This is a genomic window from Cobetia sp. SIMBA_158 (assembly GCF_046566945.1).
GTDB classification, from domain to species: domain Bacteria; phylum Pseudomonadota; class Gammaproteobacteria; order Pseudomonadales; family Halomonadaceae; genus Cobetia; species Cobetia amphilecti.
Genome location: NZ_JAWJYL010000038.1, coordinates 1 through 739, shown reverse-complemented (window position 1 = coordinate 739; position 739 = coordinate 1). Strand labels below are relative to the sequence as shown.

Sequence of the window (739 nt, the reverse complement as noted above, 5' to 3'; positions counted from 1 at the left end):
CTAGAAGCGGATAAAGAGAAGCTGAAAGAAGTAAGCCTTAAAAAAATAGAGATGGAACAGGCGGTTGATCAGATTTCGGGTCGATTGGATGATTTGAAAAAGACAGCATTTGAAGCGCAGGCGGTTGATCAGATCGAAGAACGAGTGAAAGAGAAGGGTTTTTTGACTAAAACTGTTCAGCTGAATAGAGAAGATTTTGAGCAGGTGAAAAGCCTTGCTAAAGCGGGCGAGGTGTTTCGAAAGGACAATAATAGTTTAGAAAATGAGTTGGTACGTGAACGCAACCGAACAAAAGAATTGTCTAAAGAGAATGATCGTTTGAAAAGCGAAAACAGGAGTTTGAAAGCTGAAAAGAAAGAACTTGAAACAGAGAATCGCTTCTTAAAGCGTTCAATTAGTGCTTTCTTGACCTTTTTCGGAGAAAAGCAAAAAGAGTATAGAGCTTTGCTCGGTTATGCAAAAGCTCATATTCTCAACAAAATGAACTTGAAAATCACTGAAAAATACTTTGATCATAAGGATGAAGCGCCTGGAGCAAACAAATTTATCAGTGAAGAAAATGAGAAAAAACAGAATGCACCAAAGAAAAATCGAAATCAAGATAAAGGGATGGAACTATAGGTCATGATCTAAATATGGCATGAGTCAACGGTAAGCGGAACGTAGTGAGCATTAAGGAGTTGACTCATTCACTACATCCAAAAGCCTGTTATTCAAACAAACCCCGTTTGTTTGCGCC

1 protein-coding gene is annotated in these 739 nt (G+C 38.4%); it reads left to right on the top strand.

The genetic code is table 11. The annotated features are described in order from the left end of the window. Positions 1 to 621 (top strand): hypothetical protein (locus tag R2R70_RS18845; RefSeq protein WP_410978728.1); only part of this gene is annotated, 621 nt, incomplete at its 5' end. Between the last annotated feature and the right edge of the window lie 118 nt (positions 622 to 739).